Here is an 18,911-nt window from a genome sequence, read left to right on the forward strand (position 1 = left end):
CCGTCAGGGGTTTCTTTTTGTTTTCTTAATCGCCCATCGGTTTCGCCATTGCATGATCTCGATTTCGAATAAATTCCTTTCTCCCGGAAAATGCTAAGCAAATGCTGGAAACTGCGGAAGGAGTACCTTTTGTGGAAGCAAATACCCTGGCTTTGCCGGTCACTCCGGACGAGGACTGCGATTGCCCGGAGACGCTGCGGCTGGAGCCAAGACTGTATTGGTTCAAATCTCGGTTTGCCGGCTGCTCCGATGTAGTGTTTTATAGCTTTGCCTTAGGCGGCGGCGTTGATGGCGCGCTGATTTACGTGCGCGAGATGTTCGATTATCGCGATGTAGAGGAGCATTTGCTAAAACCGCTGATGGCCTCTAACGGGGAGTGGGAAGGCGATATCGCTCGGTTGTTCTCGGAGCGTCGGGTTCCGATGGCAGGCTGCAAGGTACTAACCGATCCGGCCGAGAGCGTTAATTGGATTGTCGAGGGCTTCGGGGTGCTGCTCCTCGAGGGGAACCTCCAGATGCTGGGGCTTCCGTTTTCAAAGTTCGAGAAAAGAGCGCCGGAGGAAGCGCCGAACGAATCGGTCATACGCGGTCCGCGAGAAGCCTTCGTTGAAAGTCTGGATACGAACCTGACGCTGCTGCGGCGCCGTATTCGCAGCAGTCACCTCAAAACGGAACAGCTCCTGCTCGGACGCAACACGCGGACCTCCGTCGTCATCGTTTATCTGAATCATGTATGCCCGCCTGCTCTAGTGCAAGAAATGAAGAGAAGAATCTCCTGCATCGATATCGACGGCATCCTGGGCTCGAACTATATTGAGGAAGCCATCGAGGACAGTCCGTCTTCACCGTTCCCTCAACTGCAATATACGGAACGCCCCGATACCGTTTCTGCATCCATATTGGAAGGCAGGATAGCCGTGATCGTGGACAATACGCCGATTGCGCTGCTGGCGCCTGTCAACTTTTTTATGATGCTGCAATCCGCCGAGGACTACTACCAGCCTTTTATCGCGGCGTCGTGGATTCGCTGGATTCGTTTCGCTTTTTTGATCACTTCGCTGCTGCTGCCTTCCTTCTATATCGCAATTACGACGTTTCATCCGGAAATGATCCCCTTCGATCTGCTGATCTCGGTCTCCTCCTCGCGGGAGGTTGTTCCCTTCCCGGCGCTGATGGAGGCCTTGATGATGGAGGTGGCGTTCGAGGCGCTGCGCGAGGCGTCGGTCCGCATCCCCAAGTCCATCGGTCAGGCCGTATCCATCATCGGCGCCCTCATTATCGGCACGGCGGCGGTACAGGCAGGGATCGTGTCTGCAGCCATGGTTATTATCGTTTCGCTGACGGGCATTGCGTCGTTTATTATTCCGAATTTTGATCTGGGCCTTTCCTTTCGGCTGCTTCGCTTTCCGATGATGCTGCTCGCAGGCGCATTAGGCATTTTTGGAATCGCATGCGGCCTGATCATTATTTATGTCCATATGCTTAATCTGGAATCGTTCGGCATGCCGTATCTGTCTCCGTTGGCGCCTCAAGTTACGAATGCCCTCAAGGATACGTTCATACGGGCGCCGTGGTGGAAAATGCGAAAAAGACCGCCGACGGCGGACGGCGCAAACCGGTTCAGACAGTCTGCAGGAGCTCGCGCCTGGGCCGAGAGCAAGGGGGAGGGAGAGGATTGAAGATTCTTCTCCTGCTATGGAAGATGACCACGCTTTGCGCCGTAATCATTTTGCTTGCAGGCTGTTGGTCGGCGACTGAGTTGAAAAATCGCGCGTTTGTGAGCGTCATGATCGTAGATTTAATAAATGACGAGGTTGAGCTTACACTCGGCATACCGCTGACGAATCGTCTTATTCCGGGACAAACGGGGGGGACAGGCGGCGATGGGAGCCAGCGGCCCGTCGCTTATGTCACCCGCAGCGGCGGTACCATCGAGGAGGCGCTGCAAAAAATTCAGGGGGATATTCCCCGCAAAGTCGCTTTCGGTCAAACGCACAGCATTATTATGGGAAGCCGCTTCGCGCAGAAGGGAGTCGGTCCGCTGTTGGAGTTTGTCTCACGCAACCCGTTTTTGAAGCTGAATACGAATTTGTTTTTGGTTGAAGGCTCCGCACGAACGAAAGTCGCCGAGACGCCGGCTACTTTTGAACGATTTTTCGTTTCGGTATTGAACGGTTACATCCGCAACCATCAAATTTTAAGCACGACGGTCAAGGATTTGATGTTCTCCAAGGCGAACGGCGGAGACGGGCTCATCCCCATTTTGAGATTCGAGATGAAGGAGCCCTCCCTCAAAGCGGATACGTCCGCTAATGTAGGCACGGCGGGGGCGGCGATTCTGCGCGAAGGAAAAATGGTGGCCCCGACATTGTCTCCCGAGGAGACTTCCTCGGCGCGCGCGGCCCTGGGGCAGTTGAAGCAGTACATCTACAGCGTGCAGTCGCCTACTGACGGCAAGGAAATGGGGTTTTATACCACTTCGCTGACAACAAAGATCAGGCCGTTCAAAACCAAGGACGGACTGGGCATCACCATTCGCTCGTATTCGAATGCGGGCGTGATCGCTTCGGATTCCGACATCGATCTGAGCAAGCAGGAAAATGTCGAGCGGTTGGAAAAAGAGATCAAAAAATCTGCGGATTCGACGATAGCGTCCGTAATCGCCAGAACCCAAGGGGCCGGAGCGGATGTATTTAACTTCGGACGCTATATCTCCGTACAATACCCGAAGGACTGGGACAAGCTCAAGGGCGAATGGAGAGCGTACTATAAAAATCGTCTGCGCATCCGGATTGAATCTGTCATCTCGCTGAAGCAGGTCGGCTCTTCCACGGATTCCTTCCGCAGCGGATTCATCGACCGCGGACAAACGGGAGGAGAAAAGAACGGAGGGAATGAAGCATGGAACTTCAATCCGTAACACAGAGTCAGTTGTTCAAGCTTTTTGCGCTGCATTTGTTCTCTACGATGGTAGCCTTCATGCTGGGGATTATGCTGCAGTCGAGCGGCTATAACGCTCCGCTCGGCGTTTTGTCCGGGGCTCTGCTCGGGCTGGCGTTCGCTTACTTTGCCTTCAAGTTGGGTTTGCGCCGCCCCGACCGCTTTTTTATCGAGTACGGACAAGAGATCGTCGGACGGTGGCTTCACTATCCTTTGCTGCTTTTCATCGCATTGTCCAATCTGTTGATTGCGATTATTAATTTTTGGGAGCTGCAGGACGTGATGATCCAGTTTTATCTGATCAGCACGCCGCCCTGGGCGGTCGCCGCTCTCTGTGGGCTCTGCGTAGCGTATACCGTCCGTTTTGGCGTCAAATCGGTTTTTAGGGCGGCGGAGGGGCTGTTTTTTATCAGCCTGCTTTCGTTTTTGTTGATTCCGTTCATGGTTAGCGAAAATTTTAATTGGTTCTCCGTACGGGGAATCGCAACTTATTTTAACGTGCGGGAGGCGTGGCCGTCCGCTTATTATACGTCTTCCGTCTTCGGAGAGATGTCTTTCGCGCTGCTTATTTTTCCTTACCTGTCTTCGCCGGGCAAGACGTTTCGGTCGCTCACGGTTTCAATGTCGGTTGCCGCGGCCGTCGTGCTGCTTCATATCGTTCCGCTGCTGCTTATATTCGGCCCCGAGCTAAGCTCCAATGTTAATTACCCCGAGTTGGAACTGCTGCGATTTATGCGAAGCGGTTCCTTTCTGGAGACGCTGGACCCTGCGCTGATTGCTTTATGGCTAATCAGCCTTTTCGTTAAGCTCGGATTTATCGTTTTTGTCATTTCTCTCATATTGGCGCGTTCTTTCCGCTTGAAGGATACGAAGCCATTTGTGTTTCCGATCACCGTGTTCATTGCGGTCTGCTCGCTTGTGATCGTCAAGTCCAATGTCCAGTTCAGGAGCATGATGGGCGGCGGCATACTAACCGTGTTTTGGCTCTCCGAGCTGATCCCGGTTGTTTACTACGTCGTCGACACCTTTCGTCGTTCATGGAGCAAGGGGGAGGAGGCGGCGTCCGAGTGATCGCGATTCTTGTCGCTTATGCGTCCGTTGCCCTCGCCGAGTGGCGATATCTTCGCCGCAACAAGCGGAGGAAGAGCACGCTTTTTTTCGTATTTGGGACCCTTTCGTTTTTGCTATTATTGAGCGAATTTTTATTCGCGATCAAGGAGCGGTTCCAAATTGCCGTCTGGATCGAAGCGATATTCGGGCCGCTAGAGCGTGGTCTGCTTGGGCAAGGCTAGCGGGGCAAGTCGGCGTACTGGGGCTCTTCGATGGTTTGCAGGTGTTTGCCGGTCCCCAAAGCTGCATATATACATGTATTTTTGCCGACCGACGATATCTGATGAAATACCTGCAAATGTGCAGGCAAATGGAGTGCGCAAGCCGGAAATTCTGTTCATGGCATAAAATAAATGCGCTTTTGCGCTTTTGCATCTATTCCGTTTAAAAGCGCCGACATTGGCTGAAATAGATGTATATTTATATTTGCAGGTAATGCTGCATTTAGTCTTTATCGACTTCAATTTCATATAGCCGGACTAGATCGGAAGCTTTGTATTTATGTATGCTATGATTCACTTATCGAACAAAGGATATGGAGGGGCTAAAATGGAGCGAATTAGCCGCCCGTTACGAACAGCTTGCCCGTAAAACAGAGCGATTAACTGCTGAAATCGAAACCTGCGAAGCCTATTTGAAAGCAATGCTGGACTTTACATACAAGCATGGCGCAAAATATCCGATGGCGACAGTCGATGAGATCGTAAAGGCGGTGCATGCGGTGGAAAGCGATCGCCGGCAGCATCTGCTCAACGTCCGGTTTGAAAAATCGCCGCTAACCGCTTGTCTGAACGGCGGTGAGAAAACAGATTCACGCAAGCCGTTGCTGTAAAAGTGGCTCAACGGATCGCACTTAAAGGAGGCAGCATTCATGGCAACGGTTCAACCTTTCGGCGGTAAACGTCCGGAGATTCACGAGTCGGTATTTTTGGCCGCGGGCAGCGCCGTGACAGGGGACGTCAAGATCGGCAAGGACACGAGCATTTGGTACAATGCCGTGATTCGGGGAGACGTCGCGCCTACCGTCATTGGCGAGCGGACGAGCATACAGGATAATTCGACGCTGCATCAAAGTCCGGGCAAGCCGCTGATTATTGAAGACGAAGTCATCGTCGGACACAATGCGGTGCTGCACAGCTGTATCGTCAGGCGCGGCGCGATGGTGGGAATGGGAGCGATCGTGCTCGACGGCGCGGAAATCGGTGAAGGCGCGATGGTCGGCGCAGGCGCGTTGGTGCCTCCGGGCAAGAAGATACCGCCACGCACGCTGGTCGTCGGTTCGCCGGCCAAGCCGATGCGCGAGCTGAACGAGGCGGACGAGACGGATATGCGGCGGATCGTGAGGGAGTACGTGGAGAAAGGGCGTTTGTATAAAAATCAGCATCATTAGCATGTAAAGTATTTGAGGTGATTTATATTATTAAAATTCACACCTCTGCAAGCGATTCGCCGATTATTATCGATGCGGATTCGCTTGTTGGGGTATCTCTTGATGGATTTGACTTACATCGAGCGAATCTGAGGAATTTTGAAATGACGAAAAGCAGCTTAAGAAAGGCAAGTTTAAGGAACGCAGACTTAGCTCATTCTCTTTTAGAGAAAGCAGACCTTTCCGAGGCTTCGTTAGTTCTGTGTACATTGGATGGCGCGATCTTAACTTATGCTAACTTATCGAATGCGCTCTGTTACCACACGTCATTTATAAATTCAAATTTAAGTGGCTCAATATTAAATGGTGCTCAATTCAATCACGCGAATTTCGAAGGCGCTTCTTTATTGGGTGCTAATTTAAAAGGCTGCTCTGGGCTAGATGAAGCTAATCTAAAAGGAGCGCTCTTTGACAACGAGACGATATGGCCGGATGGATACCAACCAGAAAAACACGATGCAGTTCGAAAGAACCAGTAACGAACATTTTAACCTCTAAATAACGATATATCAACGGCATCTGAATTCTCTAGAATCAATAGTAAGCCGATAGGGGACCCTATCGGCTGTTCGAATTGCTTGTGATCTAACTAAATTTGTATACGCCTTAAACTCCGAAGTTTATATCACACTAACGAATAATAGATCATCGTTTTACCCTTATTTCGAACCTATACTTGAGAGAAGAAGGAGGTGGACCGCACGCTCGGCAAGACAGTCGATTTGACGCCTTTTACCTTGGGGAGGGACTTCATGATGTTCAAAAAAGCGGCTCGGCGTTCGGTAATCCTTTGTCTGGCGATCGCGCTTGCGAGCGCGGCGACGAGTTTACCGAATCGTCAAATGAAAGCGCATGCAGCGGATGCGTACGACGATCTGCGAGCCAAGTATGTGGAAATGCTGACGGGCGGTTCGTCGTACGACACGTCGGACCCCGATGTGGCGGCGCGCATCGCGGAGATTACGGCTACGGCTTCGGACGCGCAAACGAAAATGTACAGGACACCGACGCGCAATCGCCTCTGGCCGGACGCGGCGCTGGGCAGCGATTCGGCGGGCATTACGTTCACGTACCGCCACGTCCGCGATATGGCGTTGGCGTATCGAACGGAAGGCTCGTCGCTTGAGGGGGATCCCGCTTTGAAGGCCGACATTCTGGACGCGCTGGACTGGATGAACGCCAATCAGTTTTACGTCGGGAAATCGAAGTATCAGAACTGGTGGCATTGGGAAATCGGCGGTCCGGTGGCGCTGAACGACGTGGTCGCGCTGATGTACGACGAGCTGTCGGCCGCGCAAATCGCCGATAATATGGCGGCCATTAACTATATGCAGCCGAGCGTGGCCATGACGGGCGCGAACCGGATGTGGGAGGTTCAAGTCATCGCGCTCGAGGGCATGAACGCCAAGGACGGCGCCAAGATTACGGCGGCCCTCGACGGGATCGACGCCTTGCTGCCTTACGTGCTCAAGGGCGACGGCTATTACGCCGACGGGTCTTTTATCCAGCACACCCATTTTGCATACACCGGCGGCTATGGCGCGAGTCTGATTTCTTCGCTTGCCGACATCCTGTATTTGTTCGCCGGCTCTTCATGGTCCTACGACGATCCGAACATGGGCAACGTCTACCAATGGATCTACGATTCATACGAGCCGCTGATTTACAAAGGCAATCTGATGGACATGGTGCGGGGCAGGGAGATCTCGCGGTGGAGAAGCCAGGATAACGCGGCGAGCGCTCCGATTATCTCCGCGATCGTCCGTCTGTCCGATATTGCGCCGGCTCCGCATGGCGCAAGCTTCAAGAGCATGGTCAAATATTGGCTGCAGGAGGATCCGGAGAATGATTATTTGAAAAGCGTCTCCATCGATCTGGTCCTGGAGGCGAAGGAGATGCTAAGCGCTTCCGCCGTTGTCTCCCGAGGCGAGCTGGTCGAGTATCGGCAGTTCGCGGGCATGGACCGTGCCTTGGCGCTCAGGCCCGGATACGGATTCGGCATCAGTATGTCCTCCGACCGCATCGGCAATTATGAATGGTCGAACGCGGACAACAACAAGGGTTATCATACGGGCGATGGCATGACCTACTTATATACGTCCGATCTTGCGCAATTCAACGACAACTTCTGGCCGACGGTGAACAGCTTCCGGCTGCCGGGCACGACCGTCCTCAAGGATCACGCGCAAGACGCCAATACGAAGCCCCCGAGCAGTTGGGCGGGCGGTACGGATATGCTGGGCCTATACGGGACAAGCGGCATGGAGTACGTCGCCGCCAAGGATCGGGGCACGACGACCGCGCGTACGCTGACGGCTAAAAAATCGTGGTTCATGTTCGACGATGAGATCGTGGCGCTGGGAGCGGGCATTACGAGCGCGGACGGCATCGCGACCGAGACGATCGTCGAAAACCGCAAGCTGAATGCCGCCGGGAACAACGCGCTGACGGTCGACGGGACGACGCAGTCTTCTTCCCTCGGATGGTCGGATACGCTGGTTGACACCGATTATATCCATCTCGCCGGTAATGTTCCGGGCTCGGACGTCGGCTACTACTTCCCTGGCGGAACGACCGTCAAGGCGCTTCGCGAAGCCAGAACGGGCAATTGGAAGCAACTGAGCGGAGCGGCCGGGTGGTCGGATACGCCTTATACGCGCAATTACTTGACGCTGTGGCTGGATCACGGCATCAGCCCGACCAACGGCAGCTACGCGTATGTGCTGCTCCCGAACAAGACGAGCGCGCAGGTCGGCAGCTACGCCGCGTCGCCCGACATTGCGATTCTGGAAAATTCGGCATCCGCGCAGGCCGTCAAGGAAAACGGACTGAACATAACGGGCATTAACTTCTGGACAGACGCGCCCAAGACGGCCGGACTGGTGACCTCGTACGCCAAGGCTTCCGTCATGACCCGGGAGACAGCGAGCGAGCTCGAGGTCTCGGTGTCCGATCCGACGCAGGACAATGCGGGCATGCTGTACTTCGAGGTCGCCAAGAATGCCAAGGATCTGATCTCGAAGGACGGCGAGGTAACGATCCTACAGTACAGCCCGACGATCAAGTTTAAGGTGAACGTGAACAAGGCGGCGGGCAAATCGTTCAAGGTCAAGTTCAGCCTTGCGGGGACGCAGGCTCCGAATCCCGCGCCGATCCCCGTCCCGGCGGCGTACGAGGCCGAGACGCTGCCGATCCAGAGCATGACCGACGGCGTCACGGTTTACAATGACAACAATGCGAGCGGCGCCAAGAAGCTTGGCCTCATCAACAACGCCGTCGGCGACTATACGGAGTTCAGCCTGGACGTGCCGGAGGCGGGCGTATACGGCGTATTCGCGCGGATCGGCAAAGCGACCTCCAACGGCATCTATCAGCTATCCATCAACGGCGTAGATCAAGGCGCGGAATGGGATGGTTATTGGACGACGTCGGAGCTGTACCGCGATCTGTCGCTGGGGACTTACAGCTTCGATCATCCGGGCAGCTACCTGTTCCGATTGACCGTCAAAGGCAAAAATCCCAGCGCCGCGCAGTACCGGCTTATGCTCGACAAATTCACGTTGACGTAAATCGACGGGACGAGGCGCGATCTTTGCGCTTCGTCCCGTTTGCGTGATTTGCCGGCATGCGCCGCCGAAGGCGAGTCTGCCTGATAGGTTGCAGGCGCCTTAAGGCTGGTACAGCCTGACCGCATCGCCGAGCGGTCTCAGCGCCATTCTGTTCTTGTACATGTGAATGACGATCTGAAAGTCGACGTTCGTAATGCCTGGAAGCACGTACAGCTTCGTCTTCAAATAACCTTCCATCTCGACCTGGTCGATGAACTGGCCGTACATATGCAGCTTGCTCGGGCCGCTGAGTTGGTACAAAAGCGTAACCGGCGGATGATCCATAATGGCCCCGGCGAGCTTCTCAAGCTCTCTCGGCTCGACGCTGATCTCGAAAAACGCGGTGAGGTAGAAGCCGGCCGGCTCCGGATTGACCGCAAGCGTGAAGCGCTCGATTACGCCGTTATCCACTAGCGACTGCAGCCGCAGCTGGACTGCGACGCGCGTCAAGCCGACCTCCTTGCCGATGTCGGTGTAGGACATTCTGGCGTTATCGTTCAGTAGATCGATGATTTTGCGGTCGACGGAATCTAAAGTTACGTAAGGACGATCGTGCAGCGTTTTTATTTGCATTCCGCAAGCTCCTCACTTGAATGATGGGGAAGATCCGCCGTTATTGCAGCGAAGCCTTCGGTTTTGCGATGCGCTTCTTGCGAATCGTAAAATAGGGCGAAGGAAGGTTGCATAATTGTGTAATGTTTTATGACTTAAATCTGACTCGAATTGATTGACGTATATTTAAAAGTACTCTTATAATGATTTTATTCTTTCTGAAAGCAATAATAAAGAGAAAAAATTATCGGATTGTAAGGGGGGGCGGCTTTCTATTTCGAAATCCAGGCCATTGTGGAATGAAATATGACATACGTTTTCGAAAATGGGAGGCATTCGCATGAAGAAGATCCTGACATTAATCGTAATCGTTTTTTCCGTCTTTTCCGTCCTGACAGCCTGCGGAGGCAAGGCGAGCGACAATACTGCCGCGGGTGCGGCTACAGCGACGGCGGGCGCTTCGACTTCGGCTGGCGCCGCGGCTTCGTCGTCCGGCTCGCCGTCCGAAACGACAGGCGGGAAGAAATTGAAAGTTGCATTCGTCTACGCGACGCCGATCGGGGAGACAGGCTGGAACTACGAGATGGACAGAGGCAGATTGGCGCTGGAAAAAGAACTCGGCGTGGAGACGATGGCGATGGACAACGTCGCGGAGTCCGACGCGGGGCGGGTATTCGAGGATCTGGCGCAGAAGTACGACGTCATCTTCGGTACGACCTTCGGGTATATGGATGCGATGAATGCGGCTGCCGAGAAGCATCCGGACGTCAAGTTCCTGCACGCAACGGGCTACAAGACACTGCCTAACCTTGGCGTATACGCCGGACGCGAATATCAAAGCAACTACCTCGTCGGCATGGCGGCGGGCATGGTGTCCAAGAACGGCAAGCTCGGCTACGTCGGGACGTTCCCGATCCCCGAGGTCATCTCGGCGATCAATGCGTTCGCGCTCGGCGCGCAGAGCGTGAATCCGAACGCTCAAGTGTCCGTCGTGTGGAGCAACACGTGGTTCGATCCGACGACCGAGAAGCAGGCCGCGGACTCGCTGTTGGATACGGGCGTCGACGTTCTGGCAGCTTACCATGACGCGCCGACGATTTTGCAGGCATCCGCGGAGCGCGGCGTATGGGGCAGCGGCAAGGACTCCGACATGAGCAAGTACGCGCCGGACACTTATTTAACCAACTTCGTGTGGAATTGGACGCCGTACTTCGTGGAGACCGTCCGGGCGATCCAGGATGGAACCTGGCAGGCCGGGGCTTATTATGGCGGCATGAAGGAAGGCGTGACCGATATTGCGCCGCTGGGCAAAAACGTGCCGCAGGACGTGAAGGACGCCGTGGAGGCGAAAAAGCAGGAGATACTGGCGGGAGCGTTCGACGTCTTCGCGGGCCCGATCAAGGATCAAGTCGGCACGGAGCGCGCCGCGAAAGGCAAGGCCCTGACCGATGAGGAGATTCTGGCAATGAATTGGTTCGTGCAGGGTATCCAGGGCAAAATCGAAAGCTGAACGGGAGGCGAACGAGATGTCGGAGCATGACAAGGTGCTGATGCGGCAGTGGCATCCCGTCGCCTACGCGCACGAGATCGGCGAAAAGCCTGTCTCGCGGGTGCTCATGGGGGAGCGGCTCGTCGTATTCCGCACTTCCTCCGGGATACACGCCTGGAAGGATCTGTGCATCCATCGCGGCGCCGCACTCTCGCTCGGGTGCGTGAAGGACGATACGCTCGTCTGTCCGTACCACGGCTGGCGCTACGACGGGACGGGGGGCTGCGTGCTGATTCCGCAGCAGCCGCCGGAGCAAGCGATTACGAAGCAGGCGCGCACGATCGTATACGAATGCAGGGAAGAGAAGGAAGTTGTCTGGGTACGGCTCGGATCCGATTCGCAGGCTGCGGATCTGCCGCCTTTTCCCGAATGGGACGATCCGGCATACAAGACTGTTTTCTGTGGTCCCTATCCGCTTCGAGCCTCGGCGCCTCGCGTCATCGAAAACTTCCTCGACGTGGGCCATCTGGCTTTTCTCCACGAAGGACATCTGGGGGATTCGGCTTATCCCGAGATCGCGGATTACCGCGTCGAAATCTCCGAGGCCGGTATCCGCTCCTCCGAGATCGACATCTATCAGCCGGACCCCGACAGTACCGGCAAGTCGGGCATTGCGCGATACGTCTACGAGGTGCTGGGTCCGACGGCCGCCCGCCTCAGCAAGACGGATCCGCTGACCGGCCATGTCTTTTCCATTCTGTTCGCGGTCAGTCCGATCGCGCAGACGGAATCCGTGGTCTTCGTCGCGCTGGCGCGCAATTATGCTTTCGAGCTGCCGGACGCGCAGTTCGCCGACTTCCAGACTTTCATCCTGCAGCAGGACCAGGCCGTGCTGGAGAGTCAGCGCCCGGAGCTGCTGCCCCTGGACCTGCAAGCGGAGCTGCATCTGAAGGCCGATCGGCTGAGCATCGCCTATCGCAAATGGCTGCGCGAGCGCGGCGTCGTCTGGGGGACGGCTTGAAGAACCGGTCCTGAAGTGCGCGGCCGGATTCCGCGTCAGCGGTAGGGATGTCATTGTCGCATTGAAGCGTGAGCGGGTCGCAACGAAAAAACAGGACGAAGCGGAAATTCGGGCTTCGTCCTGTTCGCGCAGCTGACTGCCGATCAACTTCGAGCTTTATACATACGCCGTCATGCCTTTGTTTTTAAGCAGCACGACGATGTCCTTCACGTCCTGGGCGCGGTCCTTGGCGCAGATCAGCAGCGCGTCCTTGGTGTCGGCGATGATGAGGCCTTCGATGCCGATGGTAGCGATCAGCCTCTCGTCCCCGTAGACGATGGAATCGCGCGTCTGGATGCCCAGATGCTCCGCCTTGACGATGTTGCCGTTTTCGTCCGGCGGGATGATGGCGCCGAGCGCGTCCCAGCTGCCGATATCGTTCCAGCCAAAATTGCCCGGGATGACGGCCACGTCGACGCTGCGCTCCAGTATGCCGTAGTCGATCGAGGTACTTTGAAGAGTGGGGTAGACCGCTTGGATCAAGGCCGTGCGCCGCTCCGGGTCTTCGCATGCCGCGAAGGGCAGCATCGCGTTGTGCAATCGGGGTAGATAGCGCTTGAAATTATCGATGATGACCGAAGTTTTCCAGACGAATATGCCGCTGTTCCACAGATAATTGCCTGAGTTTAAATAGCCTTGGGCAACCGCGAAGCTGGGCTTCTCGACGAATTCAGATACTTCGTACACGCGACAGGGCTCGGTTCGAAGCGTATCCGAAGCATGGGAGATATACCCGTAGCCCGTGGACGGGAAGGTCGGCTTGATCCCGATCGTAATCATCTTGTCCGTCTCTTCCGCGACCGTGCACGCTTCGGTTAGCGTCTTCTTGAATTCGTCCACGTCCGTAATATGGTGATCGGAAGGGGAGACGACCATCAGGGAATCGCCGAATTGCCGGTCGATATGCATGGCTGCGAATAGGATGCTGGCTGCCGTATTGCGCGCGACGGGTTCGACGAGCACGTTGCCGGCCGGCACGCTCAAATGCATGATGCTTTCCAACTGGACGGCTTGCGACGAATTCGTCACGATGATCGTGTTCTCCAGCGGCATGACGTGCTTGAACCGGTCGATCGTGTCGTTCAGCATGATATCGTTGCCGCTCAGGTTGATCAATTGCTTGGGCATCTCTTGGCGGGACAGCGGCCAGAAGCGAGTCCCCCCGCCTCCGGCCAGAATCGTCGCGAACCTATGCATGATGGATCACCGAGTGTGCGATGCAGTAGGAGACGATATTTTCCGAGCCTTGATTAAGATTCAGCCCGCTGGCGTGAATGCCGTCGTAGCAGCCGCCCGTCTGCGGGTCGATCAGGGACAGTCCAGCGGAATTTCGACCGTGGAACCAGTCCAGGCACATTTGGGCGCGATCCAGATAAGCGGGGGTGCCGAGCATGATGTACGCTTCGTACAGGGCAAGCAGCGTCTCGCAGGCTTCGATCGGCTGCTCGTCGTACGGCGCCGCCGACTCGCCGCGAACGAGCCAGCCATCGCTGCCGACAGGCTTGAAGTAGCCTTCCTTCGAGAAGGTAAGCGACGTCAGGAATGCGAGGCTCGCCTTCGCGGTATACCGCAGATCGGCCCTGCCGCTCAGGCGTGCCGCCTTGAGCAGCGCCCATGGCAGCATCGCGTTGCCGTAGGTGACGCTGTCCTCGAACCATTGCCATTCCGCCGTCGCATACTGCTCGAATTGCGCCAGCAGGCGATCGGCCATCCGCTCGATCAGCTCGCGAATCTCCCTGTGCGGCAGGAAGGACGCAGCTTCCTCGCTCGTGTCAGTATTAGCATAAGGGAATGCATAGCGGAGAGAATCCTTGGTCTCGAGCATATAGGCAAGCCCGACGAGCGCGTAGGCAATCGCTCGAGGGGAACGTAGCTCGGCGATGCGCGGGAGCGCCCGGTCGATCATGAATCTGCACGTGTTTTGCATATTGTCCGGTACGGTCGGCTCGGAAAGCGTGAAGCCGAGCGCCCATATGCAGCGCCCGAGGCAGTCCTCCGACCCGACCGACTCGGCGAAGCTGCGGTTGTAGTTCATAAAGTTGCGAAAGCTGCCGTCCTCGTTTTGCGCATGGTGGATAAAAGATAGGTAGGTGCCTGCCAGGCGGAGCCAGTCTTCGCCCGGATGGTTGCGGTGCAGAATAACGGCTGCGATGAGCGCACGTCCGTTGTCGTCCGAAGTGTAGCCGTGGCCGCGGTCGGGCACGCCGAACTTCGTATGCTGGAAGATGCCTGTATCGTCCGTCAGGCTGCGCAGATATTCCGCACGGAGTGGCTTAACATGGGTTAGTTCCATTTAGACCACGCTCCCTTGGACGGGATAGGACGAGCCGACGACATCGCGGATGAGCGCGGCATATTCCTTGGCAATCTGGTCCCACATCATCCGCCGCCCCAGCTCTGCCGTCTTTCGCTCCATTTGCAGCTTCTTATCCGGATGGTCCAGTATGTCCAGCAGCTGCGTCTCCAGCGATTTGGCGTCGCGGAAGTCCGCGAGCAGCCCCCGGCCGTCCCCCAGCATCTCCGTCGCATAGCGATACGGGGTCGATACGATGACCCGTCCGTAGCCGACGCCGTAAGCGAGCGTGCCGCTGACCGCTTGCTCGCGGCCCAGATAGGGCGTCATATAAATATCCGACAGCACAAGCGAATGAACGACCTCCTCTTGCGTCAGCAGCTTGTCGACGAAGCGGACATGTTCGTTCAGACCCAACCGGTCCACTTGATCGGCGAGCTGCCGGCGGTATACCTCGCCGACCTCCTGCTTGACGACCGGATGCGTCTTGCCCCATACGACGTACAGCGCGTCCGGATGGCGGGACGCGACGCCGCTCATCGCCTCGATGGCGTATTCGATTCCTTTGCCCGGACTCAGGAAGCCGAACGTGGATACGATCTGCCTTCCGGCGTAGCCGTACCGGCTTTTGAGCGTATCCCGCGATTCGGCGGACAGACGAGGCACGCCGTGGTGATGCATGCGGATCTTGTCTGCGGGAATGCCGTATATATGATGAAGGTCGGCCACCGTGCTCTGCGCCATCGTGACCGAGCGATCGCTCCACTCGCCCAGCAGGGAGACGATGCGGAGCTGAGCGGGGTTCGGCGCGGTCAGCACGGTATGGAAGATGACGATGAACGGAATCGTCAACCGCTTCGCGAGCTCCAGCACGTATTCTCCGCACTCGCCGCCATAGATGCCGAACTCATGCTGGATGACGAGCAGGTCGATATCCGACCGATTGAGTTCGTAAGCGATGCGGGCGTATTCGCTTTTATTTTCTTGTTCGAAGCTCCTCGCGACGTCTTTGCCGTACGCATAGACGGCATTGTTATTGACCGCAATGACGCGCGGCGGACTAAAGTCGCCAAGCATTCCGAGTTCGTGCGCAAGGTCGTGGGTGAAGGTCGCCAGGCCGCATTCCCGCGGAAGATAAGTACCCAGAAAAGCCACGTTTATTATTTTGTTCGTTTCATTTTTCAAACAATTACCTCCTGAATTAATAATTTATTCCAAAAAATAAACAACAAAAAAAGAAATAAAGATGGCCTTCATTTCTCGACAAAAACGAAATATAAAATTGGGGGAAAGGGGTTCAGGGGAGTGGTTGATTTTCCACGAGCGGCATGATAATATAAAATATTTTGGAAAAATGTTCTCCTATCAACAATAGCACTGGAAAGTGCATCTGTCAATTTTCGGACGCCGCAGCACCGTCGACATGACATTTGTCACGTCGCGTCATGACGCTTGTGACTTATAGCGCTTTCCCCCTGCGTTTACAATGAATATAACGTCGCGGCATTCCTGTCCGTCGGACGTTCACCGAGGGGGAATTGTGCATATGAAACAAGCAAACGAAATCGCCGAGCTCAAAAAAAGCATGCTTCCTTTCGAAAAAACGGACGCGAAGTCCAGCATCCGGCAGCTGATTAACACGCTGGGACCGCTGCTTCTGCTGTGGTACGCCGGCTATGCCAGTCTCTCCATATCTTATTGGCTCGCCCTTCCGATCCTGATCGTCGCATCGGGTTTCGTCATACGCACCTTTATCTTGTTCCACGACTGCTGTCACGGCTCGTTTTTTAAAAGCAAGCGGGCGAACGACATCCTGGGCACGCTGCTGGGCGTGCTGACGCTGGTACCGTACCGGCAGTGGAAAAACAGCCATGCGAAGCATCACGCCACTAGCGGCAACCTCGACAAAAGAGGGGACGGCGACATCTGGATCCTCACCGTGGAAGAATATGCGGCGGCTCCTCTGTGGAAGCGCCTGGCGTACCGTTTTTACCGCAATCCGGTCGTCATGTTCGGGCTCGGCCCGGTCTTCGTCTTCATGCTGCAATATCGCTTTAATGCGAAAGGCGCGCGGCGCAAGGAACGCCTGAACACCTATCTGACCAACGTACTCATCGTCTCGCTTTATGCGGGCATGATCTGGGCGATCGGTTGGGAAGCATTCGTCCTCGTGCAGGGCCCGATCTTCTTCGTCTCAGGATTGCTCGGCATCTGGCTCTTCTATGTGCAGCATCAGTTCGAGGATTCTTACTTTGAAAACGATCCGGATTGGAGCTACGTGCAAGCGGCCGTCGAAGGCAGCTCGTATTACAAGCTTCCCCGCGTCCTACAATGGATCACGGGCAGCATCGGGTTTCATCATGTGCATCACCTGAATCCCAAGGTGCCCAACTACAATCTCGAAAAGGCGCATCTGGCCACGCCGCCGCTCCAGCGGGCCGCCACGCTTACGCTCTCGACGAGCCTGGAATCGTTGCGGTTCCGCCTGTGGGACGAGGAGAACAAGACGTTCGTCGGCTATCGCAAGATCAAGCGGCCGGCCGTCGGCCTGCATGCTTCCGGCACCGTATTGAAGAATCCGGCCGCGGGTAAATAGTTTTTGCATCCGGCCGGTTTAGGCTACAATGAGAGGACGACGAGAAAGAAGAGAGGAGCGGAGTCCGTGCAAAAGTGGTATCACATTTTCCAGCGGAGCACGGGTCTCAGCCCGTATATATGGGTCGTCTTTTACATCCTCCCTTTTTATTTCGTGTTCCGTTCCTCAACGATGTACCACGCGCTGATCGGCATTTTTATGATCGTCGCGTTTTTTGTTTGTTATTTGTTATCGTTCAGTTCGAAGGGTTGGCTCGTTTATTTTTGGACCTCCGTGCAAATTTTGTTTTCGATCGCGATGACGATGATGTTCGGATACGTCTATTTTTCCATTTTTACGGCCTTCTTTATCGGCAACATGCAGCGGAAGGCCGGCTTTATTACGTTGTACACGGTCCATCTGGCGATGACGCTGCTGTCGGTCTACGTCGGCTACATGCACGCCAACTCGGTGCTGATCGAGCAGGCGCCCTTCGTGTTCGTCTGCCTCATCGCTGTGACGCTGCTGCCGGTCACGACCTATAACCGCAACAAAAGCGAGCTTCTGCAGGGGGAGCTCAACGACGCGAACAAGCGGATCTCCGAGCTCGTGAAGCTGGAGGAGCGTCAGCGCATCGCGCGCGACCTGCACGACACGCTCGGGCAGAAGCTCGCCCTGATCGGGCTCAAGAGCGATCTGGTCGCCAAGCTGATCCGCAAAAACCCGGACCGGGCGGAAGCCGAGATCGACGACGTCCGGCATACGGCCCGCAACGTGCTCAAGGAGCTGCGGGAACTGGTGACGCAGATGCGCGGTACGCATGTCGAGGACGAGATTTATCGCCTGCGGCAGATTCTCGTGGCGGCGGACATCGAGTTCACGCTGACGGGCGATCCGAAGCTGGCGAACACCTCGCTGCTCAACGAGAACGTGGCGTGCATGTGCCTTAAGGAAGCCGTGACGAATATCGTCAAGCACAGCGGGGCTACCGCCTGCGCCATCGAGATCGAGCAGACCGCGGCCGAGCTGCGCATTCGGGTGCGGGACAATGGCGTAGGCCTGGGCACCGGCGCATCCTTTCATAGAGGAAACGGGCTTCGGGGAATGAAGGAAAGGCTTGAATTCGTGAACGGGTCTCTGGAGATCGCGTCGCGGGAAGGTACGGAGATCGTCGTCAAGGTGCCGAACATCTTGATTCAGGCAAAAGGGGAGGCGCAGCCATGATTCGAATCGTCATCGCCGAAGACCAGCGGCTGCTGCTCGGCGCGTTGGCGTCGGTACTCGATCTCGAGGAGGACATGGAGGTGGTCGGCAAGGCGGAGAACGGCGTGGAAGCGCTGCGGCTCGTCAAGCTCTATCAGCCGGACCTGTGCATTATGGACATCGAGATGCCGCTCAAGAGCGGATTGGACGCAGCCGAAGAGATAAGGGGGTCCGGATGCAAGGTCGTCATCCTGACGACCTTCGCCCGGGCAGGCTACTTCGAGCGCGCAGTGAAGGCGGGCGTGCACGGCTATCTGCTCAAGGACAGCCCGAGCGACGAGCTGGCCGATTCGCTGCGGACGATCATGTCCGGCCGCCGGATCTACGCCGCCGAGCTGGTCGACGAGGCGTACAACGAGGAAAACCCGCTCACGGAGCGGGAAAAGGAAGTCATCGGATTGATGGCGGACGGCAAAAATACGAAGGAAATCGCGAGCGAGCTGTTTCTGTCGAACGGAACCGTACGCAACTATATATCGGTTATCCTCGACAAGCTCGACGTCAGCAACCGGATCGAGGCCATCAAGCGTTTCAGGGAGAAGGGATGGTTCAAATAATCTCGCCGCGCCTCGCGGGGAGCGCCGAGATTCCT

The 18,911-nt window shown here is 56.0% G+C and carries 17 protein-coding genes; 13 read left to right on the top strand and 4 right to left on the bottom strand.

The window, feature by feature from the left end:
* Window positions 1-131 precede the first annotated feature (131 nt).
* The 8 genes from KB449_RS03270 (at window position 132) to KB449_RS03305 (ending at window position 9,048) form a co-directional block, all read left to right on the top strand.
* Window positions 132-1,679 carry a spore germination protein gene (locus tag KB449_RS03270; protein ID WP_282906993.1) on the top strand — a complete coding sequence of 516 codons (1,548 nt, stop codon included), beginning with the start codon at window positions 132-134 and terminating at the stop codon, window positions 1,677-1,679.
* Window positions 1,676-2,920 carry a Ger(x)C family spore germination protein gene (locus tag KB449_RS03275; RefSeq protein WP_282906994.1) on the top strand — a complete coding sequence of 415 codons (1,245 nt, stop codon included), beginning with the start codon at window positions 1,676-1,678 and terminating at the stop codon, window positions 2,918-2,920. The genes KB449_RS03270 and KB449_RS03275 overlap by 4 nt, the downstream gene beginning before the upstream one ends.
* Complete coding sequence (locus KB449_RS03280) at window positions 2,902-4,011, top strand: GerAB/ArcD/ProY family transporter (RefSeq protein WP_282906995.1); 1,110 nt, start codon at window positions 2,902-2,904, stop codon at window positions 4,009-4,011. The genes KB449_RS03275 and KB449_RS03280 overlap by 19 nt, the downstream gene beginning before the upstream one ends.
* Entirely contained in the window at window positions 4,008-4,232 is a 225-nt protein-coding gene (locus KB449_RS03285; protein ID WP_282906996.1) for a hypothetical protein, read from the top strand. The genes KB449_RS03280 and KB449_RS03285 overlap by 4 nt, the downstream gene beginning before the upstream one ends.
* 353 nt (window positions 4,233-4,585) lie before the next feature.
* Window positions 4,586-4,882 carry a hypothetical protein gene (locus tag KB449_RS03290; protein WP_282906997.1) on the top strand — a complete coding sequence of 99 codons (297 nt, stop codon included), beginning with the start codon at window positions 4,586-4,588 and terminating at the stop codon, window positions 4,880-4,882.
* A gap of 39 nt (window positions 4,883-4,921) precedes the next feature.
* Window positions 4,922-5,440, top strand: coding sequence for a gamma carbonic anhydrase (locus KB449_RS03295; protein WP_282906998.1), 519 nt, complete (start codon window positions 4,922-4,924; stop codon window positions 5,438-5,440).
* Window positions 5,441-5,457: 17 nt separating this feature from the next.
* The gene (locus KB449_RS03300) at window positions 5,458-5,958 is read left to right on the top strand and encodes a pentapeptide repeat-containing protein (RefSeq protein ID WP_282906999.1); all 501 of its coding nucleotides are present in this window, start codon (window positions 5,458-5,460) and stop codon (window positions 5,956-5,958) included.
* 273 nt (window positions 5,959-6,231) lie between these two features.
* Complete coding sequence (locus KB449_RS03305) at window positions 6,232-9,048, top strand: polysaccharide lyase family 8 super-sandwich domain-containing protein (RefSeq protein ID WP_282907000.1); 2,817 nt, start codon at window positions 6,232-6,234, stop codon at window positions 9,046-9,048.
* 99 nt (window positions 9,049-9,147) lie between these two features.
* Here KB449_RS03305 and KB449_RS03310 read toward each other — a convergent pair whose 3' ends face one another.
* A complete protein-coding gene (locus KB449_RS03310; RefSeq protein ID WP_282907001.1) occupies window positions 9,148-9,660 on the bottom strand; it encodes an Lrp/AsnC family transcriptional regulator in 513 nt (170 codons plus the stop codon).
* A gap of 319 nt (window positions 9,661-9,979) precedes the next feature.
* On the opposite strand from KB449_RS03310, the gene KB449_RS03315 reads away from it, so the two are divergent.
* Both KB449_RS03315 and KB449_RS03320 read left to right on the top strand, forming a co-directional pair.
* Entirely contained in the window at window positions 9,980-11,149 is a 1,170-nt protein-coding gene (locus tag KB449_RS03315; RefSeq protein WP_282907002.1) for a BMP family ABC transporter substrate-binding protein, read from the top strand.
* Between the two features lie 16 nt (window positions 11,150-11,165).
* The gene (locus KB449_RS03320; RefSeq protein ID WP_282907003.1) at window positions 11,166-12,149 is read left to right on the top strand and encodes an aromatic ring-hydroxylating dioxygenase subunit alpha; all 984 of its coding nucleotides are present in this window, start codon (window positions 11,166-11,168) and stop codon (window positions 12,147-12,149) included.
* 156 nt (window positions 12,150-12,305) lie between these two features.
* Here KB449_RS03320 and KB449_RS03325 read toward each other — a convergent pair whose 3' ends face one another.
* The 3 genes from KB449_RS03325 to KB449_RS03335 are packed head-to-tail and all read right to left on the bottom strand — an operon-like array spanning window position 12,306 to window position 15,666.
* A complete protein-coding gene (locus tag KB449_RS03325) occupies window positions 12,306-13,385 on the bottom strand; it encodes a mannose-1-phosphate guanylyltransferase (protein ID WP_282907004.1) in 1,080 nt (359 codons plus the stop codon).
* Entirely contained in the window at window positions 13,378-14,481 is a 1,104-nt protein-coding gene (locus KB449_RS03330) for a glycosyltransferase (RefSeq protein WP_282907005.1), read from the bottom strand. The genes KB449_RS03325 and KB449_RS03330 overlap by 8 nt, the downstream gene beginning before the upstream one ends.
* The gene (locus KB449_RS03335) at window positions 14,482-15,666 is read right to left on the bottom strand and encodes a glycosyltransferase family 4 protein (RefSeq protein ID WP_282907006.1); all 1,185 of its coding nucleotides are present in this window, start codon (window positions 15,664-15,666) and stop codon (window positions 14,482-14,484) included.
* A 361-nt stretch (window positions 15,667-16,027) separates the two neighbouring features.
* On the opposite strand from KB449_RS03335, the gene desA reads away from it, so the two are divergent.
* The 3 genes from desA to KB449_RS03350 all read left to right on the top strand — a co-directional run bounded on the left by desA (window position 16,028) and on the right by KB449_RS03350 (window position 18,876).
* Window positions 16,028-17,077, top strand: a complete 1,050-nt coding sequence (gene desA / locus KB449_RS03340; RefSeq protein ID WP_282907007.1) for a Delta(5) desaturase DesA — start codon at window positions 16,028-16,030, stop codon at window positions 17,075-17,077.
* Window positions 17,078-17,143: 66 nt separating this feature from the next.
* On the top strand, window positions 17,144-18,280 hold the full coding sequence (locus tag KB449_RS03345; RefSeq protein WP_282907008.1) for a sensor histidine kinase: 1,137 nt from the start codon (window positions 17,144-17,146) through the stop codon (window positions 18,278-18,280).
* Window positions 18,277-18,876: a response regulator transcription factor gene (locus KB449_RS03350; RefSeq protein ID WP_282907009.1), complete on the top strand. Its 600-nt coding sequence runs from the start codon at window positions 18,277-18,279 to the stop codon at window positions 18,874-18,876. The genes KB449_RS03345 and KB449_RS03350 overlap by 4 nt, the downstream gene beginning before the upstream one ends.
* Window positions 18,877-18,911: the final 35 nt, after the last annotated feature.

The organism is Cohnella hashimotonis, from assembly GCF_030014955.1.
GTDB lineage: Bacteria > Bacillota > Bacilli > Paenibacillales > Paenibacillaceae > Cohnella > Cohnella hashimotonis.